Here is an 18,576-nt window from a genome sequence, read left to right as displayed (position 1 = left end):
GCTCGAACCGTTGCCGTGACACACCGTTCGGCGGCTCCGTCAGCGGAGCTTCTGCGCCACCTCGGTCGCCCAGTAGGTGAGGATGTTCTGCGCCCCGGCCCGCTTGATTCCGGTCAGTGCCTCCAGGATCGCCCGGTCCCGGTCGATCCAGCCCTTCTCGGCGGCGGCCTCGATCATCGAGTACTCACCGGAGATCTGATAGGCGGCGACCGGCACGTCCGCGACGTCCGCGACCCGCGCGAGGATGTCGAGATAGGGCCCGGCCGGCTTGACCATCACCATGTCGGCGCCCTCCTCCAGATCGAGGGCGAGCTCCCGCAGCGACTCCCGCGCGTTCGCGGGATCCTGCTGATAGGTCTTGCGGTCCCCCTGCAACGAGGAGCCGACGGCCTCCCGGAACGGCCCGTAGAAGGCGGACGCGTACTTGGCCGTGTAGGCGAGGATGGCGACATCCTCCCGCCCGATCTGATCGAGGGCATCCCGTACGACCCCGATCTGACCGTCCATCATCCCGCTCGGCCCCACGACATGAGCGCCGGCGTCGGCCTGCACCTGGGCCATCTCGGCATACCGCTCAAGGGTGGCGTCGTTGTCGACCCGCCCCTCGGCGTCCAGCACCCCGCAGTGCCCGTGATCGGTCGTCTCGTCGAGACACAGATCCGACATCACGAGCAACTCGTCCCCGACCTCGGCCCGCACGTCCCGAATGGCGACCTGCAGAATCCCGTCGGGATCGGTCCCGGGCGTCCCGAGAGCGTCCTTCTTCCCCTCCTCGGGCACCCCGAACAGCATGATCCCGGACACCCCGGCGGCCACGGCCTCGGCAGCGGCCTTCTTCAAACTGTCCCGCGTGTGCTGCACGACCCCGGGCATCGCCGAGATCGGCACCGGCTCACTCGCCCCCTCCAGCACGAACGCCGGAAGGATGAAGTCGGCAGGGTGCAGCCGGGTCTCGGCGACCATGCGCCGCATGACAGCAGTACCGCGCAGCCGACGGGGCCGGGTACCGGGAAAGGATCCGTACGTCGTCATACCCCTAAGCTACGCCCGCCCCACACCCCCCTTTACCGACGTCGCGTCGGGCGGTCAGCTGCGCGCTGGCCTTGGGCCGGGCGCCTATGGGGGTGCCGGGTCAGGTGATCGGGCGGCTGCCGGCCGGTGGGGGCTGGTCGCGCAGTTCCCCGCGCCCCTAGGGGGTTGCAGTGACCCTGCGCCAGGACGGGCCGTTCGCCGGACCGTGCGGCACCACGGGCCGGTGGCCGGACCGTGCGGCACGACGGGCCGCAAGCCGCGTACGGCGCGCAGGGGACGGGGTGGGGGGTGTCCGCCCGCAGCGGCCGGCGTCCGTTACCGAGCACAGCCACAGGCACAGCAACCGCCGGACCGAGGACGGACACCCCCCACCCCGGCCCCGACCCCACCACCGGGGCCCATGCGCTACGCACGCCCCCACCGAACCCGCAGCTGCGCCGCAGGCACCCGCACCCCGCAGACCCCCACATGCGCCACCCCACCCCCGGGTCCAAGCTGAAAACACAAGGCAGGAGGCCCCCCATGGCTGCACCCCACGAACCCCTCACCCACATACACGGCCCCGTACTCCACCCCGGCGACCCCACCTACGCCGACGAAGTCACCGGCTTCAACCTGGCCGCCCTCCACACCCCCGACATCGTCGTAGGCGCCACCAGCCCGGAAGACATCGTCACCGCCCTCCGCTGGGCCTCGGCCACCGACACCCCCGTCACCGTCCAGGCCACCGGCCACGGCGCCAACTTCCCGATAGAGAACGGCCTGCTGATCAACACGGCCCGCATGACCGACGTACGCGTGGACACAGACACCCGCACCGCCACCATCGCAGCCGGCGCGAAGTGGCGACACGTCCTGGAGCAAGCCACCCCCCACGGCCTCGCCACCCTCAACGGCAGCTCCACCGACGCAGGCGTCGTCGGCTACACCCTCGGCGGCGGCCTCCCCGTCCTCGGCCGAACCTACGGCTACGCCGCCGACAAGATCCGCTCCTTCGAGGTCGCCACCCCCGACGGCACCCTCCACCACACCGACCCCGACACCGACCCCGACCTCTTCTGGGCCCTGCGCGGCGGCAAGGGCAACGTAGGAGTGGTGACCTCCCTGGTCACCGAACTCCTCCCCCTCCAACGGCTCCTCGGCGGCGGCATCTACTGCGCGGGCGAGGACGCCGAACCCCTGCTGACCGCCTGGGCGAACTGGACGAAGGACGTCCCCCCGGAGATGAACAGCACCTTCAGCGTGCTCCGCCTCCCCCCGTTCCCGGAGATCCCCGAACCCTTCCGCGGCGGCTTCTGGGCAAGGGTCTGCCTCGCCTGGACCGGCGAGAAGGAGGCAGGAGAGAAACTCCTCGCCCCGCTCCGCGAGGCCGCACCGGTGGTGATCGACACGGTGGAGGAGATGGAGTACGCGGCCGTGGACCGCATCTACCTGGACCCCCAGGACCCCCTCCCGGCCCGCGAGTCCTGCACCCTGCTGCGCGAACTGACCCCGGAAGCGATCGGCACGTTCCTCGACCAGGCGGGCCCGGCGGCAGGCGCCGGCGACTACCCGCTCCTCATGGTCGAGATCCGGCACATGGGCGCCGCCCTGGCCCGCCCCGCGAACGTCGAGGACGCGATCTGCGCGAGGGACGCCGCGTACCTCATGGAGGCGGTGGGCGTCCTGGCCGCACCCCCCATGGCCGAGGCGGTCGAGCACGCCACGAAGGCTCTGAACACCGCCATGACCCCGCACGGCACCGGCCGCACCATGGTCAACCTGCACGGCACCCCGGGCGACGACACGGACCGCGCCCGCGCCTGGACCCCGGAGGTCTACGACCGCCTGCGCCGCACGAAGTCGACGTACGACCCGAAGAACCTGCTGCGCTACGGCCACACGGTGGCCCCGGCGGCCTGAACCAGGCCACCGGAACCACCGCGATCCGAGAACGTCAGGTCGTGGACCGGCGCCGCCGGGCCCCCGGCCGCCGCTCGCTCGGCCGTGTCACCGGGTCCCCGGCCTCGACCGCCGCCGCCCGCCGCTTCAGCCCGAAGTCGGCGAGGGCCTCGGCCAGTTTGTGCACGGACGGCTCGGGAGCCATCACGTCCACCCGCAGCCCGTGCTCCTCGGCGGTCTTCGCCGTGGCGGGTCCGATACAGGCGATCACCGTCACGTTGTGCGGCTTCCCGGCGATCCCCACCAGGTTCCGCACGGTCGACGAGGACGTGAAGAGAACGGCGTCGAAGCCACCGCCCTTGATCGCCTCCCGCGTCTCCGCCGGCGGCGGCGAGGCGCGCACGGTCCGGTAGGCGGTGACGTCGTCGACCTCCCACCCGAGTTCGATGAGCCCGGCGACCAGCGTCTCCGTGGCGATGTCCGCCCGCGGCAGGAACACCCGGTCGATCGGGTCGAAGACGGGGTCGTAGGGCGGCCAGTCCTCCAGCAGCCCCGCGGCCGACTGCTCACCGCTCGGCACCAGATCGGGCTTCACACCGAAGGCGATCAGCGCCTTCGCCGTCTGCTCGCCCACCGCGGCGACCTTGATCCCCGCGAAGGCACGCGCGTCGAGCCCGTACTCCTCGAACTTCTCCCGAACGGCCTTCACGGCGTTGACCGAGGTGAAGGCGATCCACTCGTAGCGTCCGGTCACGAGCCCCTTGACGGCCCGCTCCATCTGCTGAGGCGTGCGCGGCGGCTCGACGGCGATGGTCGGCACCTCGTGCGGCACGGCCCCGTAGGACCGCAGCTGGTCGGAGAGCGACGCCGCCTGCTCCTTCGTACGCGGCACGAGAACCTTCCAGCCGAACAGCGGCTTGTTCTCGAACCACGACAACTGGTCGCGCTGGGCCGCGGCGGACCGCTCACCGACCACGGCTATCACCGGCCGCCCGCCCTCGGGCGAGGGCAGCACCTTGGCCTGCTTGAGCGTCTGGGCGATGGTGCCCAGGGTCGCCGTCCAGGTCCGCTGGCGCGTGGTGGTGCCGGCGACGGTGACCGTCATCGGGGTGTCGGGCTTGCGCCCGGCCGCGACCAGCTCCCCGGCGGCGGCGCCCACGGAGTCCAGGGTCGTCGACACGACCACGGTCCCGTCGGACGCCCCCACCTCCGTCCAGCACCGGTCGGAGGCCGTGCGCGCGTCGACGAACCGCACGTCCGCGCCCTGCGCGTCCCGCAGCGGCACACCGGCGTACGCGGGCACACCGACGGCCGCGGCCACACCGGGCACGACCTCGAACGGAACGCCCGCGCGGGCGCAGGCCAGCATCTCCTCGGCGGCGTACGCGTCGAGCCCGGGGTCCCCGGACACCGCACGCACGACCCGCCTGCCGCCCCGCGCGGCCTCCATGACAAGATGTGCCGCATCCCGTACAGCGGGGGCAGGAGCGGTTGTTGACGTGCCGTCAACGACTGTCAGTTGGGGCGCGCCCGTGCCCGGAACCGGAGCCGAAGGCGACTCCGTGTCCGTGTCCACGACGGCGACGCCCGACCGAGCGTGGACGCGCACGACGTCGAGCACCTCGTGCCCGGCGACGAGAACGTCCGCGTTCGTGAGCGCCTCGACGGCGCGCAGAGTCAGCAGTCCCGGATCTCCGGGTCCGGCACCGAGGAAGGTGACGTGCCCGTGTTCAGGACCGGCGGGAAGGGTGGTGGGGCTCACTGTGCTCGCTCCCCCATCAGACCGGCCGCGCCCTGGGCAAGCATCTCGGCCGCGAGTTCACGGCCGAGCGCCATTGCTTGGTCGTACGTCTCGGGCACGGGACCGGTGGTGGACAACTGCACCATGCGCGAGCCGTCGGTCGTGCCGACGACGCCCCGCAGGCGCATTTCCTTGACAATCTGCCCGTCGGCCAGCAGGTCGGCCAGCGCGCCCACAGGAGCGGAGCAGCCGGCCTCCAGGGCGGCGAGCAGTGACCGTTCGGCGGTCACGGCGACCCGCGTGAACGGGTCGTCGAGCTCGCCGAGCGCTGCGATCAGGTCCGCGTTGTCCGCGGTGCACTCGATCGCGAGTGCTCCCTGGCCGGGAGCGGGCAAAACTGTGTCGACCGAGAGGAAATCGGTCACTTCGTCGATACGGCCGCTGCGCTGCAGCCCTGCCGCGGCCAGCACCACCGCATCCAGCTCACCATCGCGCACGAACCGCATCCGGGTGTCGATGTTCCCCCGGATCGCAACCGTCTCGATACCAAGTCCGTGCGCGCGGGCGTACGCGTTCAGCTGCGCGGTCCGCCGGGGCGAACCGGTACCGATCCGGGCACCTCGGGGCAGGTCGGTGAACTTCAGCGCGTCCCGGGCGACGAGTACGTCCCGCGGGTCCTCGCGCTGCGGGATCGCGGCCAGCGCCAGCTCGTCCGGCTGTCCGGTCGGCAGGTCCTTCAGCGAGTGCACCGCGAAGTCGACCTCGCCCTTGAGCAGGGCTTCGCGCAGCGCGGTCACGAAGACACCCGTGCCGCCGATCTGCGCGAGCGCCTCCTTGGACACATCGCCGTACGTGGTGATCTCGACGAGCTCGACGGGCCGTCCGGTCACCTGGCTCACGGCGTCCGCCACCTGCCCGGACTGGGCCATGGCGAGTTTGCTCCGCCTGGTCCCGAGCCGTAGCGCCTTGCTCCTCATGACGAGCCTCGGTCTTTCTCATCGGTGGTGCTGTCCTCGGCGCGGGAGACGGCGGCCACCGTCTCGGGGTCGAGGTCGAACAGGGTCCGCAGCGCGTCCGCGTACCCGGCACCGCCGGGCTCGGCCGCGAGCTGCTTGACCCGTACGGTCGGGGCGTGCAGCAGCTTGTCGACCACGCGCCGCACGGTCTGCGTGATCTCCCCGCGCTGCTTGTCGTCGAGGCCCGGCAGCCGCCCGTCGAGCCGCGCGATCTCATTCGCGACGACATCGGCGGCCATGGTCCTGAGCGCGACGACGGTGGGCGTGATGTGCGCGGCCCTGAGGGCCGCCCCGAAGGCGGCGACCTCGTCCGCGACGATACGACGGACCTGGTCGACGTCGGCCGCCATGGGAGCGTCCGCCGAAGCCTCGGCCAGCGACTCGATGTCCACGAGCCGCACCCCGGCGAGGCGGTGCACGGCGGCGTCGATGTCCCGGGGCATGGCGAGGTCGAGCAGGAAGAGCGAGGGTGCGGGCCGCGGAATCTCGGCGACGGGTTCCGGCTTGCGCCGCTCGGGTACCCGCCCGATGACCGCGGCGGTGGCGGCGAGCGCGGCGATGGCGTCGGCTTCCTCGACGGGATCGACGAGGGCGACGGATCCCTGCGGCCGGGGCGCGTTGTCCACCCAGGCGGCGTGCTGCTCCAGCTCGGAGGCGGCCATCCCGGCGACGGCGGCTTCGCCGAGGACGGAGAAACCGGCGGTGGAGGGCACGGGGGCGAGGTCCAGGGGACAGTTCTCCTCCGTCCCGTGGTCCGCGGGCAGTCGTGCCGCCTGCGCGGCTCCCGACCCGGAACGGGACGGCACCGCGTCAGCACCGGGCCACGCGTCCAGCCCCCGCCCGGCCGCGACGGCCTCGGCAGTCAGAACCAGCCCCGTGGCCCCCGTACAGGACACCACGACATCGGCACGTGTCAGCTCGTCCGGCACCGAACCCATCGGTACCGCACGGGCCACCACGTCCGAGTCGGCCCCGTCGTTGAGGATCTCCGCAAGCCGCTCGGCCCGCTCGGCGGTCCGGTTGGCGACCACGATCTCCGTCACACCGACGCGCGCCAGCGTCGCCGCGGCCAGCGAGGACATCGACCCGGCGCCGATGACCAGCGCCTTCTTGCCGAGAGCCCAGTCCTGCACAGCCGTACCGGAGGCCAACTGCTCCAGCCCGAAGGTCACCAGCGACTGTCCCGCCCGGTCGATCCCGGTCTCGGAGTGCGCCCGCTTGCCCACCCGCAGAGCCTGCTGGAACAGGTCGTTCAGCAACCGCCCGGCCGTGTGCAGCTCCTGCGCCCGGGCGAGCGAGTCCTTGATCTGCCCGAGGATCTGCCCCTCCCCGACGACCATGGAGTCGAGCCCGCAGGCCACGGAGAAGAGATGGTGGACGGCCCGGTCCTCGTAGTGCACGTAGAGATAGGGAGTGAGCTCGTCCAGCCCCACTCCGCTGTGCTGGGCGAGCAGCGTCGACAGCTCGGCCACACCCGCGTGGAACTTGTCCACGTCGGCGTACAGCTCGATCCGGTTGCAGGTGGCGAGCACCGCGGCCTCCGTGGCCGGCTCCGCCGCAACAGTGTCCTGGAGCAACTTCACCTGCGCATCGACATGCAGGGCCGCACGCTCCAGCACACTGACCGGCGCGCTGCGGTGGCTCAGCCCGACGACGAGGAGACTCATGCCGGCATCACGGCGGGTACGTCCCCGTCGGGCCCTTTGTCGGCGGACTCACCGCGCGCGGCGGCGACCGGACCGGCGCCGTCGGAGGCCGCGGCCTCCTCACCGGCCTTGCGCTGCTCGTGGAAGGCGAGGATCTGCAGTTCGATGGAGAGGTCGACCTTGCGCACGTCGACGCCGTCCGGCACGGACAGCACGGTGGGCGCGAAGTTCAGGATGGAGGTGACCCCGGCGGCCACGAGCCGGTCGCAGACGGGCTGGGCGGCACCGGCGGGGGTGGCGATGACACCGATGGACACGCCGTTGTCCTCGATGATCTTTTCCAGGTCGTCCGAGTGCTGCACCGGGATGCCCGCGACGGGCTTGCCGGCCATCGCCGGATCGGCGTCGATCAGCGCGGCGACCCGGAATCCACGGGACGCGAAACCACCGTAGTTGGCGAGAGCGGCGCCGAGGTTGCCGATACCGACGATCACAACCGGCCAGTCCTGGGTCAGGCCGAGTTCACGGGAGATCTGGTAGACGAGATACTCGACGTCGTAGCCGACACCGCGCGTTCCGTAGGAACCCAGGTAGGAGAAGTCCTTGCGCAGCTTGGCGGAGTTGACCCCCGCCGCGGCCGCGAGCTCCTCGGAGGAGACCGTGGGTACCGAGCGCTCCGACAGTGCGGTCAGCGCGCGGAGGTACAGCGGAAGCCTGGCGACGGTGGCCTCGGGAATCCCTCGGCTACGGGTCGCCGGTCGGTGAGTTCGGCCAGTTGCCACGGTGCTCCTGCGGGTAGAGCGGGGCTGTAGGCGGTCATGCGTCCCCAGACCGCCCCGTCGAATGCAGGCTATGTCTTTGTGAACGCGTGCACAAAGATGGTGTCCGATTTGCCCGGCCAACGTGACCGGGGTCACGCGCGTCTCTCTCGGAGGCAAAACCGCACACTTCCCTCATCAATCCCGCCCCCGAGGCCACATCACCATCGATCCTAAGCGACCGGCCGGACGAGTTGGACTAGTCGGTCAGGGCCTTGCGGAGGCGTTCCTCGTTCACCCGCCAGAAGGTGTGCTGCTCACCGTCGACAAGGACCACGGGGATCTGTTCCCAGTACTGCTCGTGGAGTTGAGGATCCTGGTCGATGTCCTTGTATTCCCAGGGAACCCCGAGATCTCCACATACCTTCTCGATCACCAGCTGTGCGTCATCACACAGATGACAGCCCGGCTTGCGGATCAGGGTGACGAGCCGGTCCTCGGGAAGCCTGGCCGCCCTGCGGCGGAAGATGGGACTCATGTCCGCCATTCTCGCCCTTGCTTAACGGCGCGGTCGCGGAGAGTTCACACCCTTCAAACCTCTCGACTCCGGAACCACCGAACAGACTGGCTATGCTCACGCCATGGCCGCTCTCGGATGGCTCACTCCCCGTAGGCGTTCCGCCACGGCGCTGAGCGTGTTGGCAGGCGAGGCCTCGGCGGAGGCTGCGCGCAAGTCGGTTCCGGACGAAGAACCGGAATTTCCGGTGCTCGGCGACGAGAAGGCAGCCGCGTTCTTCGACCTGGACAACACCGTGATGCAAGGTGCGTCCCTCTTCCACTTCGGCCGTGGCCTGTACAAACGGAAGTTCTTCGAGACCCGCGACCTCGCCCGCTTCGCCTGGCAGCAGGCCTGGTTCCGACTGGCCGGCTCGGAGGACCCCGAGCACATGCAGGAGGCCCGCGACTCCGCCCTGTCCATCGTGCAGGGCCACCGCGTCGCCGAGCTCCAGTCGATCGGCGAGGAGATCTACGACGAGTACATGGCCGAGCGCATCTGGCCGGGCACCCGAGCCCTGGCGCAGGCCCACCTGGACGCCGGTCAGAAGGTGTGGTTGGTCACAGCCGCCCCGGTGGAGATCGCCCAGGTGATCGCGCGACGGCTCGGTCTCACCGGCGCGTTGGGCACGGTGGCGGAGTCGGTGGACGGCGTCTACACGGGCAAGCTGGTCGGCGAGCCCCTCCACGGTCCCGCGAAGGCGGAGGCGGTTCGCGCCCTGGCCGCGGCGGAGGGGCTCGACCTGTCGCGCTGCGCGGCGTACAGCGACAGCCACAACGACATCCCGATGCTCTCGCTGGTGGGCCACCCCTACGCGATCAACCCGGACACCAAGCTTCGAAAGCACGCCCGTCAACTGGACTGGCGTCTGCGCGACTACCGCACGGGCCGCAAGGCGGCGAAGGTCGGCATCCCGGCCGCCGCCGGCGTGGGAGCCGTGGCGGGCGGCACGGCGGCGGCGATCGCCCTGCACAAGCGCCGCCGGTAACCAGGCAAACACACCAATCCACGGGTTTTATACGCGTAACTCCGTGTGCAGGCACATTGGCTGCACACGGCCACAACACGCCCCGTTCCCCGACAGAACATGACCGTTTTCGATCAACAACCGGTCACTCTGCGGTACTTGAAGAGCTCCCAATCGGTTACAGAAGCGACGTAATCGATGAATAGAGCAACTGGGTGTAGCAGTGCCTGCACTAAGCGTTATTCTCCTCAGACGCAATCCGGTACCCCTTCCGTCGCTACGACGGGTGAACGGTCCCGCACTGCACGTGATGGAAGCTCTGCCTCTGGGAGTCCCGTGTACCCACACGTCGGGGTTGACGCCTCGGGCCTGGCTACGCTGCGCGCTACGGTCCAAGACCTGTTGCGCGGCTTCGTCCCCACCGCGTACGCCGTCCCCGCCCTCGCCGTAGCCACGGCACCGATCGGCCCGTGCTACGCACTGGCCGACGGTTCCGCGGCCGTCGGCAGACGAGGGCGTTCGACCGGTGCCGCAACGGCCCGCCGTCCGGCCGCGGACAGCGACAGCGCCCGCATGATGGACCTGGTCGAACGCGCCCAGGCCGGCGAGGCCGACGCCTTCGGCCGCCTGTACGACCAGTACAGCGACACGGTGTACCGGTACATCTATTACCGGGTAGGAGGCAAGGCGACCGCCGAGGACCTGACGAGCGAGACGTTCCTGCGCGCGCTCCGAAGGATCGGCACCTTCACCTGGCAGGGCCGCGACTTCGGCGCCTGGCTCGTCACCATCGCGCGCAACCTCGTCGCCGACCACTTCAAGTCGAGCAGGTTCCGGCTCGAGGTCACCACCGGCGAGATGCTCGACGCCAACGAGGTCGAGCGCTCCCCGGAGGACTCCGTCCTGGAGTCCCTCTCCAACGCCGCGCTGCTGGACGCCGTACGCCGGCTCAACCCGCAGCAGCAGGAGTGCGTGACCCTCCGCTTCCTCCAGGGCCTCTCGGTCGCCGAGACCGCCCGGGTGATGGGCAAGAACGAGGGCGCCATCAAGACCCTCCAGTACCGGGCCGTCCGCACCCTGGCCCGCCTCCTCCCGGACGACGCCCGCTGAGAGCGCACGCCCGGTAACCATCAACTCGCTCTCGGTGAAAGTCCGTTGACTCCCCGATCCGATCATCCGCAGTCCGTAACCCAAGTGCCGCGCCGCTCGTTGTGCGGGATGCAGGCTCCCTGTGGTCACGCCCCGGCCGACATCGATCACTCGATCGTGTGCTTGTGGTCAGGGCGTGCAACCCTCAGGACCCCCTGGGGAGTCGACCGTCATGACGAGAGGAGGTGCCGCCAGTGATCGCGAACGTATCGGCGCACCGGCGGGCGAACGCCTTCGCCCAGGCCCTGGAGGAGCAGTCCGACCGGGACCCGGCGGCCGAGCAGTCCGAAGGACAAGCACCGGCCGCCGCGGGACACCCCGACCCGGACCGTCTCTTGGCACTCGCGGAGTGTCTCGGCGAGCTGCCCAGGCCCGAGCTGGACCCCGAGGTCAAGGTCGTCCAGCGAGCCCAGCTGGTGGCCGCGATGGAGGCCATGCTGCTGGAGGGCGACGGGGTGGAACCCGCGGTCCCCGAGCAGCGCTCCCATCGGGCCAAGGGCGCGCACCGGGCGAGTGGACTGGGCAAACTGCGACCGCGCTCCCGGCTCACCAAGGGCTTGGCCGCGGGCGGACTGAGCGTCGGGGTCGCCGCCGGCGCCTTCGGCGGAGTCGCCGCGGCCAGCTCGGACGCGCTGCCCGGCGACTCGCTGTACGGCCTCAAGCGCGGCATCGAGGACTTCAAGCTCACGTACCTGTCCGACGGGGACGACGAGCGCGGGGTCGCCTACCTCGACCAGGCCTCCACCCGGCTGAGCGAGGCCCGGCGCCTGATGGAGCGCGGCCGGGGCGGTCACCTCGACCACGAGTCCGTGGGCGAGATCCGCCGCGCCCTGTCCGGGATGCAGCACGACGCCTCCGAGGGCCACCGCCTGCTGCACGCGGCGTACGAGCGCGACCCCAACTCCCTGGGCCCCATCCAGGCCCTCGCCGGCTTCTCACGCTCGCACCGCGAGGCCTGGGGCGCGCTGCGCGACCGACTGCCCGTGCAGCTCGGCGACGTCAGCGACCAGGTGTCCGAGGTCTTCGACGCCATAGACGAAGAGGTCGCCCCGCTCGAGTCCCTCCTCCCCGAGCCCCCGGCTCAGAGCGGCGGCAAGGGCGGCGGCCAGCGCCAGGGCAGCGGTGCGGGATCCTCGGACACCTCGACCGGCTCCGACCGCTCGACGGCCCCGGGCAGTGGCGGCTCCGCCGAGCACAACGGCAGCACCGGCCCCAGCAAGTCGTCCCCGTCCGACGGCACGGACGACGGCCTGCTCGGCGGCAACACCGGCGGCCTCCTGGACCCCCCGAAGTCCACCGACACCACCACCCCGACCTCCCCGGCCCCCTCGGCCGACCCGGACGTCACCCTCCCGCCGCTCCTCCCCGGCCTCCTGCCGGGCCTGGGCATCAACGGCGAGGACGCCAACTAGCCCTTCCGGTACGACGTCGGGGGCGCCCTTCCTGCGAAGGGCGCCCCCGACGTCGTACGACGAACAAGCTCAGAAGAACACCGACCGCCGCTGCACCAGCAACTTGTACAGCGTGTGCTGGATCTGTTCCCTGACCTGGTCCGTCAGGTTGAACATCAGCATCGGGTCCTCGGCGGCCTCCGGCGGATAGCCGTCCGTGTGGATCGGCTCGCCGAACTGGATCGTCCACTTGGTCGGGAGCGGGATCGCGCCCAGGGGACCCAGCCACGGGAAGGTCGGCGTCAGCGGGAAGTACGGGAAGCCGAGCAGGCGGGCCAGCGTCTTCGCGTTGCCGATCATCGGGTAGATCTCCTCCGCGCCCACGATCGAGCACGGGATGATCGGCGTGCGCTGCCGCAGCGCCGTGGAGACGAACCCGCCCCGGCCGAATCGCTGGAGCTTGTAGCGCTCGCTGAAGGGCTTGCCGATGCCCTTGAAGCCCTCCGGCATCACACCGACCACTTCGCCCTGGCCCAGCAGCCGTTCCGCGTCCTCCGCGCACGCCAGGGTGTGACCGAGCTTGCGCGCCAGCTCGTTGACCACCGGCAGCATGAACACCAGATCCGCCGCGAGCAGCCGCAGATGGCGGTTCGCGGGGTGGTGGTCATGGACGGCGACCTGCATCATCAGCCCGTCCAGCGGCAGCGTCCCGGAGTGGTTGGCGACGATCAGCGCGCCGCCCTCGGCCGGGATGTTCTCGACGCCCTTCACCTCGACCCGGAAGTACTTCTCGTACACCGGCCGCAGCAGGGACATCAGGACCTGGTCGGTGAGTTCCTCGTCGTACCCGAAGTCGTCGACCTCGTAGTCCCCCGTGAGCCGGCGGCGCAGGAAGTTCAGACCCCCCGCGATCCGCCGTTCCAGACCGCCCTCGTCGTTCGCCTGCTGCGGCGGCTCTTCCTCACGCGTCACAGGAACATCATCCTGCGAGAAAGCCCCGCTGGGCAGGGGCTGGACCTCACGGACCAGCGCGGGCTCGGAACCCTTGCGCCGGCTCCCCGCACTCCGGCGCCGCGTCGGCCGCTGTACGGCGCCTGCGCGGGACCGGTCGTCGTCGAACGGAATGACCTTGGCGTCCGCCATCGTTGATGCGCTCCTCAGTTGGCGCTCTGCGTCGGGGGGTGGCCGCTGCCCGCCAGCGGCGGCAGCGCGGCGATCCGGTCGACGGCCTCCGCGACGGCCTCCGGCGGCAGCAGCCCGGGGCCCTGGCTGCGCGCGAAGTCCGCGAAGGCCTCGGCCGTCGTGTACTTCGGCCGGAATCCGAGCGTCTCCCGCATCTGGACCGTCGACACGACCCTGCCGTGGGTCAGCAGCCGGATCTGCTCGGGCGAGAAGTCCGTCATCCCCAGCGTACGGACCAGCGACCCGGCCCAGGTGACGGCCGGCAGCAGCAACGGCACGGTGGGGCGGCCCAGCCGCCGGGAACACTGCGAGAGCAGCAGGACCCCGTCCCCCGCGATGTTGAAGGTGCCGCTGTTGAGCGTGCCCCGCTCCGGTTCGTGCGAGGCGATCCTGAGCACCTCGATCACGTCGTCCTCGTGCACGAACTGCAGCCGGGGGTCGTACCCCAGCACGGTCGGCAGCAACGGCAGCGCGAAGTACGAGGCGAGCGGGGTGTCCGCCGTCGGTCCCAGGATGTTCGCGAACCGCAGCACGCACACGGCCACGTCCGGCCGCCGCCGCGCGAACCCCCGCACATACCCCTCGACCTCGACCGCGTCCTTGGCGAAGCCGCCGGAGGGCAGCGACTTGGGCGGGGTGGTCTCCGTGAACACGGCCGGATCGCGGGGCGCGGACCCGTACACGTTCGTACTGGACTTCACCACCAGCCGCTTCACGTTCGGCGACTTCTGGCAGGCACCGAGCAGCTGCATGGTGCCGATGACGTTGGTCTCCTTGACCGTGGTCCGGCTCCCGCTGCCCAGCGCCATCGCCGTCACGTCCAGGTGTACGACGGTGTCGGCGGCCGTCTCGGCCAGTACCCGCGCGATGCCGGGCTGCCTGATGTCCGCCTGGATGAAGTCGGCACCGCCCAGATGGTGTTCCGGCGACACCGCGTCCACGGCGATCACCCGGTCCACCTGCGGGTCACGCTGTATGCGTCGTACGAACCGGCCCCCGAGCTGTCGGGCCACTCCGGTAACGAGCACGACCTTTCCCAAGATCAGCGCCTTCCTTCCAGCCGTAGTCCAGCCCTGGTACAGCCCCAGTCCTGTGCCGCGTTCCCCGTGTCCGCCAACTTAGCGGGTCGATGTTGCGCTGTGATGACCGCCCACTGCATGAGGTGACGACATCCGGCCCTCGCGCAGGTCCCGACACGCATGTGGCCCCCCACCGGTTTCCGGGTGGGGGGCCACAAACACGCTTCCGCGGCGCCGCTTACTTCTTGTTGCGACGCTGAACGCGCGTGCGCTTGAGCAGCTTGCGGTGCTTCTTCTTAGCCATCCGCTTGCGCCGCTTCTTGATAACAGAGCCCACGACTACCCTCGCTCACTTCTCATCACTCGGTGCTGGGCATCATGGGCCCACACGACCTACGAGGGGCTAGCCTACCCGCCCGAGCGCTGAGGTCGTAATCGAGGTGAACCGGGGAGATCCCACAGGGGTCCACGAGTGCCCTGAGGCCCCTTGGCACCTCCCCGAGTCCGCTCGCCGTCAGGCTGTCTCCACCCCCACATAACTCTCGCGGAGGTACTCGTGAACCGCGTTCTCGGGGACACGGAAGGACCGTCCCACCCTGATCGCGGGCAGATGACCGCTGTGCACCAGCCGGTACACGGTCATCTTCGACACTCGCATCACCGAGGCGACTTCCGCCACGGTAAGGAACTGAACCTCGCTCAGAGGCCTCTGTTCAGCAGCCATGACACACCTGAACCTTCCGCACTCGACGGCCACCGGCTTCCCCTTCCGGTGACTCTTCGTCGCTGCGTGCTCACTCCCCAATGTAGGGGCGGGTGATGCAAGTGGGGAAGAGGTGCACCCATCGGCGGCCTACTGTGACAGACACGCTCGATTGAGTACGTAGCGGGTCAGCGGCAGGTAGTAATCAGACCGCACAGCGTCATCAAGTGGAACGACGACGGACACGACCCCCTCGGCCTCCCCCACAAAGAGGGCGGGGTCATCCGTATCCGCCGGCCCAATGGCCTCAAACCCCAGCTGACCTGCTCCGCAGACCCATCCGTGATCCCCGATCACGAGCTCGGGAAGCAGGCCGTCACTCTCCGCCGCGGCCGCCAGGGCGGTACGAACCGGGAGCGGTGAGTGCGTGTGTGCGCCGGGCTCACAACCGGAGCGCTGCGGGCCGGGTGGCCGCACGAGCGCGACTCCTCGTACGTAGTCAAGGTTGTACGTACGTAGACCGAACCGGGTCGTTATGTCGATACGGCGACCATGCGCAGGGGTGAGGACGGTACATCCCGCCGCCGAGAGGGCGTCCGCGATGGCGGCGTAGAACCCGAGCAGCCGGTGCGGATGACCCGTGCCGAGAAGCACGGCACCGCTGCGCTGGGCAACTGCCGCCAGCCGCTCGGCGAAGGCATCGAGCGCGACAAGCGTCCGGTCGGGATCGATCACATCATGGCCCGTTCTATGCCGAGGATCGCCCGAGACCCCGCACTTGTCAGCCATCAGACCGATCAGATCCCGCTCACTCCAGGACCATTCGGGATCAATCCCGATCAGCACTCTCGGGTCCCGTGCCGCGAACAACCGATAGCTCCGCAGACTCGCCTCCCGGGAGGTGGCCACGGGCCCGGCCAGACGAGCGGCCAGCAGATGGGCGCGGAGAGCGCCGGTGCTCAACACGGGAGCGATGGTGACGGATGAAGGGGGCGGGAGGGGACGGGAACAGCAAAACACCGCACAGTCGGAGTAACCCAGGGGCGCGGGGCTGTATCGATGTGCGGTTCCGCCGCGTGGGCGCGACCAGCCACAACACACCCGCAGACGCCGTACGACCGCACGCGGCACCCCGTGGAGCGCTAGGCCAGCAACCCCCGCAAAGGAAACACCGCCCGCCGAGTGGCCAGCACCGCCTGATCCAGCCGGTCCGCGGGGTCGTACCCCGCATCCCACTCCGCATAGGACACCGGCCACCGCCCGTCCGTCATCCGCGCCGGCGCCAACTGCCGGGTCCGCGCGAACACTTCCTGCCGCCACCCCTCGGGAATCATCGCCTCGGGCTCGATGGCCCGCCCCGCCGCGATCCCCACCAGATGCGTCCAGGACCGGGGCACGACGTCCACCACGGCGTACCCCCCACCCCCGAGCGCGATCCACTTCCCCCCGGCGTACTCGTGCGCCAGCTCATGACAGGCGACCTGCACGGCCCGCTGAGCGTCCAGCGACACCGCGAGATGGGCCAGCGGATCCTCGAAGTGCGTGTCCGCCCCGTGCTGCGTCACCAGCACATCCGGCCGAAAGTCGGCGATGAGCTCCGGCACCACCGCGTGGAACGCCCGCAGCCACCCCGCGTCCGCCGTCCCCGCCGGCAGCGCCACGTTCACCGCGCTGCCCTCGGCCGAGTCCGCCCCGGTCTCCTCAGGCCACCCGGTCTGCGGGAACAGCGTCCGCGGATGCTCGTGCAGGGAGATCGTCAGCACCCGGGGGTCCTCCCAGAACGCCGCCTGCACCCCGTCCCCGTGATGCACGTCGACATCCACGTAGGCGACCCGCGACGCCCCGAGCTCCAGCAGCCGCGCGATGGCGAGGGAGGCATCGTTGTAGATGCAGAACCCGGAGGCACCCCCCGGCATCGCATGGTGCAGTCCGCCCGCGAAGTTCACCGCGTGCAGCGCGTCCCCCCGCCACACGGCCTCCGCGGCCCCCACCGACTGCCCGGCGATCAGCGCGGACACCTCGTGCATCCGCTCGAAGGCCGGATCGTCCATCGTCCCAAGCCCGTACGACTGGTCGGCCGCCCCCGGATCCACGGAGGCCGCCTTCACGGCCTCGACGTAGTCCTCCCGGTGCACGAGCCGCAACGTCGACTCGCCCGCCGCCTTCGCGGACACGACCTCCACGTCCCGGTCCAGTCCGAAGGCATCCACCAGTCGCCGGGTCAGGTCGAGCCGGACCGGATCCATCGGATGGTCCGGACCGAAGTCATAGCCCGTTACTGCCTCGTCCCACATCAGCTGTGCGCGGCCGCTCATGCCCGCCACCGTATCGGTCCGGTTGAGCCGCGAACGACTTGGCGTACACCAGCGTCACCAGCACCAACACCATGGGCACGAGCATGGCCCCGCGATAGCTCCACGCGTCCCCCAAGGCTCCCACCAACGGCGAACCGATCAGAAAACCCACGTAGTTGAAGACATTGAGCCGAGCGACCGCGGCATCCGAGGCCCCCGGGAACAACCGCCCTGCCGCCGCGAACGTCTGCGGCACCAGCACACACAGCCCGAGCCCCAGCAGCGTGAACCCGAGCATCCCCACCCACGGCCCGGGCGCCACGGCCACCACAGCGAACCCCGCGGCCGCCACCAGCGATCCCGCCCGTACGACCGTCGCCGCCCCGAACCGCCGTACCCCGAAGTCCCCGATGGCCCGCCCCAGCAGGGTCGTCACCATGTAGACGTTGTACGGCACGGTCGCCAGCTGCTCACTGCTCCCGAGCACGTCCTGGAGGTACTTCGCGCTCCAGTTGGAGACGGTGGAGTCCCCGATGTAGGCGAAGGTCATCACCAGGCACAGCGGCAGCAGCAGCTTGAAGACGATGCCGTCCCCACCCTGCACCTTCTCCTCCACAGCGCCGCCGTCCCCGTCGACGTACCACCGGCTCCCCACCAGACACAGCGGCGCCAGCACTGCCACGACCGGCAGGTAGGACACGAACAGCGCGAGATGCCAGTGCGCCCCGACCCAGGCGAGGGAGGCTCCCACGATCCCGCCGAGGCTGAACACCGCGTGGAAGCTCAGCATGATGCTGCGCCCGTACGACCGTTGCAGGCTCACCCCGAGCATGTTCATGGACGCGTCGAGCATGCCGACGGCGAGCCCGAAGGCGGCGAGCGAGACACCCAGCTCGACCGTCGAGTCCCCGGCACCCACCCCGAGCAGCGCCAGGAGCACCACGGGCTGGGCGAACCGCAGCAGCCGACTGGGCCGTATTCGCTTCACCAGGTGCTCGGTCGAGACGCTTCCGACCCCGGCGAGGATCGGCACGGCGGCCAGGAAGGCCGGCAGCAGCGCGTCGGAGACGCCGTACCGGTCCTGGATGGCGGGGATCCGCGTCACCAGCAGAGCAAAGGCGACACCTTGCGCGAAGAAGCTGAACGCCAGCGAGGCCCTACCGCGCCGCAGCACATCTGTCATGGCGGCGAGCGTAGGGCCCCGACGTACTCGTGGGTAGATCAGCCAAAGATGAATTTTC

17 protein-coding genes are annotated in these 18,576 nt (G+C 70.2%); 4 read left to right on the top strand and 13 right to left on the bottom strand.

Features of this window, described 5'->3' with window-relative positions; translation table 11 throughout:
* Positions 1-39 precede the first annotated feature (39 nt).
* Positions 40-1,032 carry a porphobilinogen synthase gene (hemB, locus tag IOD14_RS03065; RefSeq protein ID WP_123990917.1) on the bottom strand — a complete coding sequence of 331 codons (993 nt, stop codon included), beginning with the start codon at positions 1,030-1,032 and terminating at the stop codon, positions 40-42.
* Positions 1,033-1,554: 522 nt separating this feature from the next.
* Between hemB and IOD14_RS03060 the strand changes: the two genes are divergently transcribed.
* The gene (locus IOD14_RS03060) at positions 1,555-2,934 is read left to right on the top strand and encodes an FAD-binding oxidoreductase (RefSeq protein ID WP_212669593.1); all 1,380 of its coding nucleotides are present in this window, start codon (positions 1,555-1,557) and stop codon (positions 2,932-2,934) included.
* 34 nt (positions 2,935-2,968) lie between these two features.
* Here the strand turns inward: IOD14_RS03060 and IOD14_RS03055 are convergent, their stop codons facing one another.
* The 5 genes from IOD14_RS03055 to IOD14_RS03035 all read right to left on the bottom strand — a co-directional run bounded on the left by IOD14_RS03055 (position 2,969) and on the right by IOD14_RS03035 (position 8,621).
* Complete coding sequence (locus IOD14_RS03055) at positions 2,969-4,675, bottom strand: bifunctional uroporphyrinogen-III C-methyltransferase/uroporphyrinogen-III synthase (RefSeq protein ID WP_123990914.1); 1,707 nt, start codon at positions 4,673-4,675, stop codon at positions 2,969-2,971.
* Positions 4,672-5,631 carry a hydroxymethylbilane synthase gene (gene hemC, locus IOD14_RS03050; protein ID WP_123990913.1) on the bottom strand — a complete coding sequence of 320 codons (960 nt, stop codon included), beginning with the start codon at positions 5,629-5,631 and terminating at the stop codon, positions 4,672-4,674. The genes IOD14_RS03055 and hemC overlap by 4 nt, the downstream gene beginning before the upstream one ends.
* The gene (locus IOD14_RS03045; protein WP_123990912.1) at positions 5,628-7,337 is read right to left on the bottom strand and encodes a glutamyl-tRNA reductase; all 1,710 of its coding nucleotides are present in this window, start codon (positions 7,335-7,337) and stop codon (positions 5,628-5,630) included. The genes hemC and IOD14_RS03045 overlap by 4 nt, the downstream gene beginning before the upstream one ends.
* On the bottom strand, positions 7,334-8,098 hold the full coding sequence (locus tag IOD14_RS03040) for a redox-sensing transcriptional repressor Rex (protein WP_123990911.1): 765 nt from the start codon (positions 8,096-8,098) through the stop codon (positions 7,334-7,336). Before IOD14_RS03040 ends, IOD14_RS03045 begins: the two co-directional genes overlap by 4 nt.
* 235 nt (positions 8,099-8,333) lie before the next feature.
* A complete protein-coding gene (locus IOD14_RS03035; protein ID WP_123990910.1) occupies positions 8,334-8,621 on the bottom strand; it encodes a glutaredoxin family protein in 288 nt (95 codons plus the stop codon).
* A gap of 94 nt (positions 8,622-8,715) precedes the next feature.
* Here IOD14_RS03035 and IOD14_RS03030 point away from each other — a divergent pair, with 94 nt between their 5' ends.
* The 3 genes from IOD14_RS03030 (at position 8,716) to IOD14_RS03020 (ending at position 12,158) form a co-directional block, all read left to right on the top strand.
* The gene (locus tag IOD14_RS03030) at positions 8,716-9,618 is read left to right on the top strand and encodes an HAD-IB family hydrolase (RefSeq protein ID WP_212669592.1); all 903 of its coding nucleotides are present in this window, start codon (positions 8,716-8,718) and stop codon (positions 9,616-9,618) included.
* Between the two features lie 315 nt (positions 9,619-9,933).
* The gene (locus IOD14_RS03025; protein WP_123990908.1) at positions 9,934-10,707 is read left to right on the top strand and encodes an ECF subfamily RNA polymerase sigma factor, BldN family; all 774 of its coding nucleotides are present in this window, start codon (positions 9,934-9,936) and stop codon (positions 10,705-10,707) included.
* Positions 10,708-10,940: 233 nt separating this feature from the next.
* Positions 10,941-12,158, top strand: a complete 1,218-nt coding sequence (locus tag IOD14_RS03020; RefSeq protein ID WP_123990907.1) for a DUF5667 domain-containing protein — start codon at positions 10,941-10,943, stop codon at positions 12,156-12,158.
* A gap of 69 nt (positions 12,159-12,227) precedes the next feature.
* Here IOD14_RS03020 and IOD14_RS03015 read toward each other — a convergent pair whose 3' ends face one another.
* The 7 genes from IOD14_RS03015 to IOD14_RS02985 all read right to left on the bottom strand — a co-directional run bounded on the left by IOD14_RS03015 (position 12,228) and on the right by IOD14_RS02985 (position 18,572).
* Positions 12,228-13,280, bottom strand: coding sequence for a lysophospholipid acyltransferase family protein (locus IOD14_RS03015; protein ID WP_123990906.1), 1,053 nt, complete (start codon positions 13,278-13,280; stop codon positions 12,228-12,230).
* A gap of 14 nt (positions 13,281-13,294) precedes the next feature.
* Positions 13,295-14,359, bottom strand: a complete 1,065-nt coding sequence (locus tag IOD14_RS03010; RefSeq protein WP_123990905.1) for an NAD-dependent epimerase/dehydratase family protein — start codon at positions 14,357-14,359, stop codon at positions 13,295-13,297.
* A gap of 217 nt (positions 14,360-14,576) precedes the next feature.
* Entirely contained in the window at positions 14,577-14,675 is a 99-nt protein-coding gene (locus IOD14_RS03005; protein WP_003948845.1) for an AURKAIP1/COX24 domain-containing protein, read from the bottom strand.
* A 177-nt stretch (positions 14,676-14,852) separates the two neighbouring features.
* Entirely contained in the window at positions 14,853-15,062 is a 210-nt protein-coding gene (locus IOD14_RS03000; protein WP_016437488.1) for a helix-turn-helix domain-containing protein, read from the bottom strand.
* A 129-nt stretch (positions 15,063-15,191) separates the two neighbouring features.
* Positions 15,192-16,007 (bottom strand): phosphatase, encoded by an 816-nt coding sequence (locus IOD14_RS02995; protein ID WP_123990904.1) that lies wholly within the window; start codon positions 16,005-16,007, stop codon positions 15,192-15,194.
* 176 nt (positions 16,008-16,183) lie between these two features.
* Positions 16,184-17,356 (bottom strand): acetoin utilization protein AcuC, encoded by a 1,173-nt coding sequence (locus tag IOD14_RS02990; RefSeq protein WP_123990903.1) that lies wholly within the window; start codon positions 17,354-17,356, stop codon positions 16,184-16,186.
* On the bottom strand, positions 17,307-18,572 hold the full coding sequence (locus tag IOD14_RS02985; protein WP_349252448.1) for an MFS transporter: 1,266 nt from the start codon (positions 18,570-18,572) through the stop codon (positions 17,307-17,309). Before IOD14_RS02985 ends, IOD14_RS02990 begins: the two co-directional genes overlap by 50 nt.
* Between the last annotated feature and the right edge of the window lie 4 nt (positions 18,573-18,576).

Origin of the sequence: Streptomyces sp. A2-16, from assembly GCF_018128905.1 — a bacterium.
Classification (GTDB): Bacteria; Actinomycetota; Actinomycetes; order Streptomycetales; family Streptomycetaceae; genus Streptomyces.
The sequence above is the reverse complement of the archived record's forward strand: the minus strand, read 5'-3'. Positions and strand labels throughout refer to the sequence as shown.